The organism is Variovorax nitratireducens (genome assembly GCF_051216545.1).
Lineage (GTDB): Bacteria > Pseudomonadota > Gammaproteobacteria > Burkholderiales > Burkholderiaceae_C > Variovorax.
Genome location: NZ_JBPJZO010000012.1, coordinates 166,554 through 173,434 on the forward strand (window position 1 = coordinate 166,554; position 6,881 = coordinate 173,434).

Below are 6,881 nucleotides of genomic sequence, written 5' to 3' on the forward strand. Positions count from 1 at the left end.
TAGGGGCGTGGAGCGCGCGGCGCGCCGCAGGTCAACTACTGGGTGCCGGTGACCCACGCCCGGCTGCGTATTGTCAAGGCACCCCTGGCGCCAGGACCTGCTGCATCGCCAGGCGGATCTGCGGCAGACGCTCCAGCGCCGTGCGCCGGCCACAGTCGACCATGGCCTCGGCCGCCGCAAAGTTGAAGCCTTCGCCGACCGGGATCGGAACGGTCAGCGACAGGTCGGCGCGATCGGCCTGGGCGGCGGCGTCCCACCAGCCCTGCAAGCGCCAGGCACCGCCCATCGCGGCGCGCAGGCCGAACGGGCGACGCAGTCGCTGTTCGAAGCGATCGGCGGCGCGCGCAGCATCGGGGGGCGCCTCGGGATAGGTGGGTCGGACCAGCGCGGCGAGCCTGAAGCCGCAGCCGCGCGCAGCGAGCAGATCGACCGGCAGGCGCGACACGACCGCACCGTCGACGAGTACCGAGTCGCCGAGCCGGACCGCGGCGAACACCCCCGGGATCGCCGCCGTGGCCCGTGCCGCCGGCGCCACGGCGCCGCTGTCGAGCACGGCACGCTTGCCCATCGTCAGGTCGGCCGCGACGACCGCGACCGGCAACCGCAACTGCGCAAACGTGGCATCGCCATACAGCTCGCGGGTGAGCGTCGTCATGCGCGATGCGGAGAAGAGCGAGGCGCGTGGCAGCCATTGCATGCCCCTGGCGCGCGCGAAGTCCGCGACCACGCGCAGGACGTTCTCGGTCGCCGCGCGCGCGCTGCCGAATCGGGCAAAGGCCAGTGCCACGGCACCCCCCATGCTCGAGCCACAAAGGAAGTCGATCGGCAGCCCGTCGCCTTCCAGGACCTCGAGCACCCCCAGGTGCGCCAGCCCGGCAGCCGCGCCCACGCTCATGGCCACGCCCACCTCCCGGCCGCAAAGCCGCCGCACGAGGTGATCGAGCGCCGGCTGGCGCGCCCGCGACCAGTCGCCGCCCGATGCCGCAGCGTCGATCTCGTCGCGCGGCACCGCGTGGCACCAGCGCTGCAGTGCCGCCGCCCCGGAGAGCGCACCCGGGCGCCAGACGACGGGGGCGGCGTGCGTATCCGGGAGCCGGCGCAGATCGTCTGCGGTGACCAGCAACGCGTCATCGGCATCGAGTTCCGCCAGCAACGCCGCGCTGCCGGCCTGGCCGGTACCGAGCAGCAGCACTGCGTCGCTCGGCCCAACGTCCCGCCAGCGGCGAATGCGCTGCGCGCCGCTTGCCGCGTCGTCGCGCGACTCGTCGTGCTCGGAGCCGGGCGCGTAGTGCTGCAAACCGCGGGCAAGCGCCGCCAACAGGATCGGGTCGCCTTCCTCCCCCGTCGGCACCAGCACGACGCGCGGCCGCGCCGCCGGCGCACGGCGCGTCCGCTCGCGAAGGCGCAGCCCCAGCAAGGTCGCGACGTTGCGGAAGAACGCGACCTCCTGCGACATCGCCTCCAAGAGAACGGGGGCCGAGAGGACCCAGGTTCGCACATCGCGCTGGGCGACGACGGTGGCCGAGACCGGATCGCCGGTCAACGCCGACAGCTCGCCGAAGCACTGGGGCGGCAACAGCAGCAGCCGCCGGCCACCCCCGTCCAGCTCGACGCGCACAGCGCCGTCGATCAGCCCGAACAGCTCGGCCGACGGCACGCCGGCGCGCAGGATGATGTCGCCCGCTTCGAAGCGACGCGTTTGCAGGTGTCGTTCAAGGGAGGCGAGCGCCTCGGACGAAATGCCGGCGAACAGCGGGTGCAGGGCGAGCGCAGGCGTCATCGCGCCAGGCCGGGCACCAGGGCGTCCCGGCGCGCGACGTTCTCGATCGGCAGGGCAATTGGTGCGGCGAGCACGCCGAGCACGCCGAGCAGCAGGAACCCGCAACCTTCGGCGAGGACTGCGAGCGCCTCGGCCGGATGCGTCCGGCGGTTGCAAAGGGGCGGCGGTTCGGCGAGCATGGCCGTCAGTATGCCGCCACGCGTGCCACCCGCAGGCCTTCGGATTTCCGGCGGTTCGACGGGTGGTCCGCAGCGAGCCCGACACCCATGCCGAAGATCGCCAAATCCGCCATCGTCGTCCCGAGCAAGCTCGACCCCGCCGCGCGGCAAGAGTTCATCGATGCGCTCTACAAGGTCCATTGCGAGGTGTTCGACGGCGTCAGCCGCGACTCGTTCGCGAAGTACGTGGTCGAGTCCCCGGCCGAGCACACCTGGATCAACGTGCACCGCAACCACGCAGGCGAGATCGTCGGCTACTTCGCGCTGCACATCTTCGAGCGTGAACTGGCCGGCAAGGCGAGCGCCATCTTTCGTGCCGAGGCCGGTTCGCTGCGCGCTTACCGGGGTGGCAATACCAACACGCGCTTCGGCCTCAAGCTCGGCGTGCCTTACCTGCTGCGCTACCCCGGGCGGCGCGTCTACTACCTCGGCTCGCTGGTGCACCCTTCGAGCTATTGCCTGTTTGCCAAGCACTTCGACGTGGTCTGGCCGAGCACCCGGCATCCGCCGCCGCCGGCCGTGGTCGACGTCATGGACGAGTTGGCGAACTCGTTCGGCCTCGAGCGCGTGACCTCCGACAACCCGCTTACTCGCCAGGTGCACTGGATCACGCGCGACTCCGAGGTCGAGCGCTACTACTGGCGCCAATGCGACAAGCCCGCGGCGCGCTTTTTCATCGAGGCCAACCCCGGCTACGGCAAAGGCGACGGACTCGTCACCCTCGCCAGGATCGACCCGCACAACCTCTGGCACATGATCTCGACCTTCTTCGCCGAGCGCTACGCACGGCGCAGGGAGGGATTCACGGCGATGCTGTACCGCCTGCCCATCGGCGGCCAGTTGCTGCGCCCGGCCGAGGTCGTCCGGCGCCTCGAGGCGACCGCACTGTTCGGCTCATTCGGCGCACCCAGCCTGGCCACGCTGGCACGCAGCGCGCAAATCGTTGCGCTTCCTGCGGGAAGGATCGTCTTTCGTGCCGGCGACCCCGGCGACGAGCTCTACGTGATTGCGCGCGGCGCCGTCTATGTGCTGGCCGATCGCGAGGGCGCAGGCGAAGATGAAGGCGAAGACGCCATCATCGACGAGTTGGCCAGCGGCGACATGTTCGGCGAGATCGCCATGCTCAGCGGCGAACGGCGCAGTGCCTCGCTGCGCACCGCCACCGCCACGCTGCTCATCCAGATTTCGCGCGCGGCGTTGTTCTCCATCCTCGAAGCGCACCCGAAACTGAGCGAGATCCTCTGGAAGAACTTCGCGGCGCGGCGCTTCGACGACTGCGTGCGTGGCCTGCCGACGTGGAAGACGATGGAGCGCGCGGCGCGGCTGGCGGTCGTCCACGCGGGGCAGCACCGGCCGCTGGCCGCCGGCGAGCGCGCCGAGGTGAGCGCCGGCGAGCTCTTGCTCGTGCTGCTGGGCAGCGTGCAGGTCGAGCAGGTTGGCACATCGACCGTCGTGCGCGCGCCCGCCTTCTTCGATACGAAGCAGGCGATGGCAGTGACGGCCATTGGCGCGGCGCGCATCGTGCGCATCGCGCGTTGATGAACCTCGGATTCAAGGGACCCTGGCCGGGGCCGGCTACAAGTCGTTCTCGGACACGAGCAACGATTGCAGCCACTGCGAAATGCCTTGCCACAGGCTCGCGTGCGGCTCGTCGTGCCGCACCTGCGTCTTGCCGCTGTCGTCGCGCAGATGCCATTCGACCGTCTGGCCGTCTTCACCAAGCTGGAGCCGGTACATGCTGGCGAAGGCATCGGCGCGCAGCAGGCCGAGCGCCTGAAGCGTGAGCGCCGCGCAGTCGATGGTGACGCCCAACTCGGTGTTCAGCACCGCCGAGCGAAGATCGAGGTTGACCGAGCCCACCACCATCCAGCGCCGGTCCACGCCCACCACCTTGGCGTGCAGGCGCGGCGTGGACTTGCCGAAGGCTCCGAATCTGTCCGACCGCCGCACCAGTTCGGGACCGAACTCGTACAGCTCTACGCCCAGTTTCAGCATCTCGGGGCGGTAGCGCGAGTAGGCGCGGTACACAAGCGGCTCGTCGGTGGAGCCCAGTGAGTTGGTGACGATGAGCACCCGCGTGCCGCGCTGCTGGGCCTCCCGCATCATGCGCAGGCCGACCGGGCCGGGCAGAAAATATGGATTGACGACGACCACCTCCTCGCGCGCGCCGGCGATCACGTCGAGCTTGGCGCGCATCGCCCGGGTGGCCTTGTTCGTGTCCACCGGGCCGACCAACTTGTCGGGCGGGTCGTCGTGCACGCGGGCCGTGCCGGGCAGCAACTGCAAGCGGCCCTGCGCGATCTGCGCGCGCACCGTGCTCTGGCCCAGGTGGTCGCGCGGCGGCACGTTCGGCGGAGGGCCGGCGATCTCGTTCAGCCGCATGTCGAAGTCGGCGCGCCGCTCGGCGGGTTCCATGACGCGTTCCAACGCATGCAGCCGCTGCTCCAGCGCCCACACCTGTTCGCTGTTCCAGTAGCGGTCGAAGCTCGCCGACAGCTCGCGCACGACCGCGCCGGCGGAGAGCACGTCGAGGTCGATGAAGTTGGCTTGGCCGTGGCGCGTGAAGTATTCGTCGGCGATGTTGCGCCCGCCGTAGACGGCAAACTGGTTGTCGGCGACGAAGAGCTTGTTGTGCATGCGGTGGTTGACACGCGCGTATTCGTGCAGCGACATCAGCATGCGACCGATCGACGTGCCGTAGCGCGCCGGCAGCGGGTTGAACAGGCGCACCTCGACGTTCGGAAACGCGGCCAGCCCGCGCAGCAGGAGGTAGAGTTCGCCGGCGTGGTAGTCGTCCACCAGCAGCCGCACGCGCACGCCGCGCAGCGCGGCATCCCGCAGCGCCGCGAGGAACGCGGCGCCGGCGGTATCGGCATGGATGTGGTAGTACTGCGCATCGATGGAGCGTGTGGCCGCCTCGGCCAGCGCAAGGCGTGCATCGAAGGCCATCTCGCCGCTGGGTAGCAGCCTGAAGCCCGTGTCGCCTCCGGGTGCATCGGCCAGACTCGCCGCAGCGATGCGCCCGAGGTACGTGACGTCGGTAACGGCGATGGCGCTGCTGGCAGGCTGCGCGATGCGCGCCGGCAGCGTTGTGCAGCCGCCGAGCAGCAGCACGAAGAGGGCGGTCAACCAGCGTCTCATGGCCTCGGTTCCGAACCGCATCGCCTGGAAGCGAGCGTTCGCCGCATTCTGACCCCTTCCACAGGGCAGCGGAAGGTCCTGCTTGTCCAAGCAGCCGGCACGCACCTCATGCCGCCCGCGATCTCGAACCCGCGCGCGTCGATTGCCGCACCTATCCTGCGCCTGGCGGCGGCCGCAGAATTGCTGCGGCGCCAAACGGGTGCCGGATCCGCCAAACCATGTTCTCCTCAACCTTGACCCGCGGTGCCCGCATTCGGAGCTTGGCCGTGCTCGGCACGTTAGTTGCCGCGATCTTCTTCTTTGGCAGCGAACGTCTGATGCGCGACGAACTGCCGCGCCTGATTCCAGGAGGCGAACTGAGCGCTACGCGCATGCTCGTGGCATTCCTGCTGCTCGGGTTGCTGCCGCCAAATCGGGTCCGTCGGTCTGGCGATGTGGACGCTGCAGGTTGGAGCTCGCTCTGCTGGCGGATTTCGGTGACGGTCGCGTCCCATCGCGCGGTGTATGTCCACGGCACCGTCGATACAGCGATCCACTATCGTCCTGCAGGTCAAGACTGATAGCGGTCCATAAGCCGCGACGCCTGACCGTCGCAATCTGGCCCACTGCAGACGATCGTGATTCAAGACAGGGCACCATAAAGCAGCCGATCAAAGAGCGCGGCGCCAGCGCGCTGTGATGCCTACCGTTGGATGCCGTTCACCGCCGCGGCGATGCCCCTTTGGAGCAGCGACCAGTCAAAGCCCAGAGCGATCATTCGGTAGCCTGCGTCGATCATTCGATTGGCGTGCTCCGGGGAAAACGCAACGCCACCCAACGCGATGTTGCTGGCAAGAATGCCGCGCTCCGCCTCGCGCATGGCAGCCTGGACTTCCGGGTGATCGACCTGGCCGTGATGGCCGAAGCTTGTGGCGAGATCGCCGGGGCCGATGATCGCAACATCTACGCCTTGGGCTTCGGCGATCTCGTCGATACGCTTTACCGCATCGACGTGCTCGATCGTGATAATCGAAAGCAGCTCTTTATCTGCTGCAACCATGTAGTCGCGCATCGGCGTGTCCCAGCGCATCGGCGCGTAGAACGGCCCCCACATGCGCTCGCCTGCCGGCGGATAGCGGAGCGCCCTGCCTGCCGCCTCGGCTTCGGCCCTGCTGCACACCATGGGTACCGCGATGCCCAATGCGCCCGCATCGATCAGCGGCTTTGCCAGCCAGGGTACGTTGGCGGCAATCCGCGCCATCGGCACCGCCGGTGTGCCGGTCGTGGCAAGAATCATGGAATGTGCGGACGCAAGGTCGATCGGGCCGTGCTCCATGTCGATCAGCAACCAGTCGAATCCAGCGCGCGCCATGACCTGCGTGACCTGGGGACTCGGCATCGTGACGATGGCGCCCAACGCTGTCTTGCCTTCTTGCAAGAGCGCCTTGATTCGATTCATCATCATGGTTCCTTTGACGGGGATCTTGATGTAACCGGGTCGCACGGTCAACCAGCGTGCGCTCTTGGGATCGGCGCGCGATGGGCGCAGTGGCGTCGTCACTCCTTCTCAAAGCCGTCATTCACGAAAGTCAGGAGTTGGCCGAACTCGGAAGTCTAGCGTCGACCGACGACAGTCCGCTTCCGCTGGCGGATTCAACCGGTCGCTGCAACACACTAACCACCGCGTAGGCGGAAGGAGTGTTGCAGATGAAAAGGCGGCCACGGATCTACTATTCGGAAAGCCAGAAGGCGCTGATGTGGGA

General features: G+C 68.3%; 6 protein-coding genes. 2 read left to right on the forward strand and 4 right to left on the reverse strand.

Annotated elements, in window-relative coordinates:
• Positions 1-73: 73 nt before the first annotated feature.
• Together ACSFA8_RS23150 and ACSFA8_RS23155 are read right to left on the reverse strand one after the other, a co-directional pair.
• Positions 74-1,780 carry a patatin-like phospholipase family protein gene (locus ACSFA8_RS23150; protein ID WP_435481826.1) on the reverse strand — a complete coding sequence of 569 codons (1,707 nt, stop codon included), beginning with the start codon at positions 1,778-1,780 and terminating at the stop codon, positions 74-76.
• Complete coding sequence (locus ACSFA8_RS23155) at positions 1,777-1,959, reverse strand: hypothetical protein (RefSeq protein ID WP_435481827.1); 183 nt, start codon at positions 1,957-1,959, stop codon at positions 1,777-1,779. Before ACSFA8_RS23155 ends, ACSFA8_RS23150 begins: the two co-directional genes overlap by 4 nt.
• A gap of 87 nt (positions 1,960-2,046) precedes the next feature.
• Between ACSFA8_RS23155 and ACSFA8_RS23160 the strand changes: the two genes are divergently transcribed.
• Positions 2,047-3,537 carry a cyclic nucleotide-binding domain-containing protein gene (locus tag ACSFA8_RS23160; protein WP_435481828.1) on the forward strand — a complete coding sequence of 497 codons (1,491 nt, stop codon included), beginning with the start codon at positions 2,047-2,049 and terminating at the stop codon, positions 3,535-3,537.
• Positions 3,538-3,573: 36 nt separating this feature from the next.
• Here ACSFA8_RS23160 and ACSFA8_RS23165 read toward each other — a convergent pair whose 3' ends face one another.
• Positions 3,574-5,139, reverse strand: a complete 1,566-nt coding sequence (locus ACSFA8_RS23165; RefSeq protein ID WP_435481829.1) for a phospholipase D family protein — start codon at positions 5,137-5,139, stop codon at positions 3,574-3,576.
• 218 nt (positions 5,140-5,357) lie between these two features.
• Between ACSFA8_RS23165 and ACSFA8_RS23170 the strand changes: the two genes are divergently transcribed.
• Positions 5,358-5,699: a hypothetical protein gene (locus tag ACSFA8_RS23170; protein ID WP_435481830.1), complete on the forward strand. Its 342-nt coding sequence runs from the start codon at positions 5,358-5,360 to the stop codon at positions 5,697-5,699.
• 122 nt (positions 5,700-5,821) lie between these two features.
• On the opposite strand, the gene ACSFA8_RS23175 is transcribed toward ACSFA8_RS23170, so the two are convergent.
• On the reverse strand, positions 5,822-6,679 hold the full coding sequence (locus tag ACSFA8_RS23175; RefSeq protein WP_435481831.1) for an HpcH/HpaI aldolase family protein: 858 nt from the start codon (positions 6,677-6,679) through the stop codon (positions 5,822-5,824).
• Between the last annotated feature and the right edge of the window lie 202 nt (positions 6,680-6,881).

Coding starts and splice junctions, on each gene's coding strand:
- ACSFA8_RS23165 (WP_435481829.1), bottom strand. CDS start 5,139: ATGAGACGCTGGTTGACCGCCCTCTTCGTGCTGCTGCTCGGCGGCTGC.
- ACSFA8_RS23160 (WP_435481828.1), top strand. CDS start 2,047: ATGCCGAAGATCGCCAAATCCGCCATCGTCGTCCCGAGCAAGCTCGAC.
- ACSFA8_RS23150 (WP_435481826.1), bottom strand. CDS start 1,780: ATGACGCCTGCGCTCGCCCTGCACCCGCTGTTCGCCGGCATTTCGTCC.
- ACSFA8_RS23155 (WP_435481827.1), bottom strand. CDS start 1,959: ATGCTCGCCGAACCGCCGCCCCTTTGCAACCGCCGGACGCATCCGGCC.
- ACSFA8_RS23170 (WP_435481830.1), top strand. CDS start 5,358: ATGTTCTCCTCAACCTTGACCCGCGGTGCCCGCATTCGGAGCTTGGCC.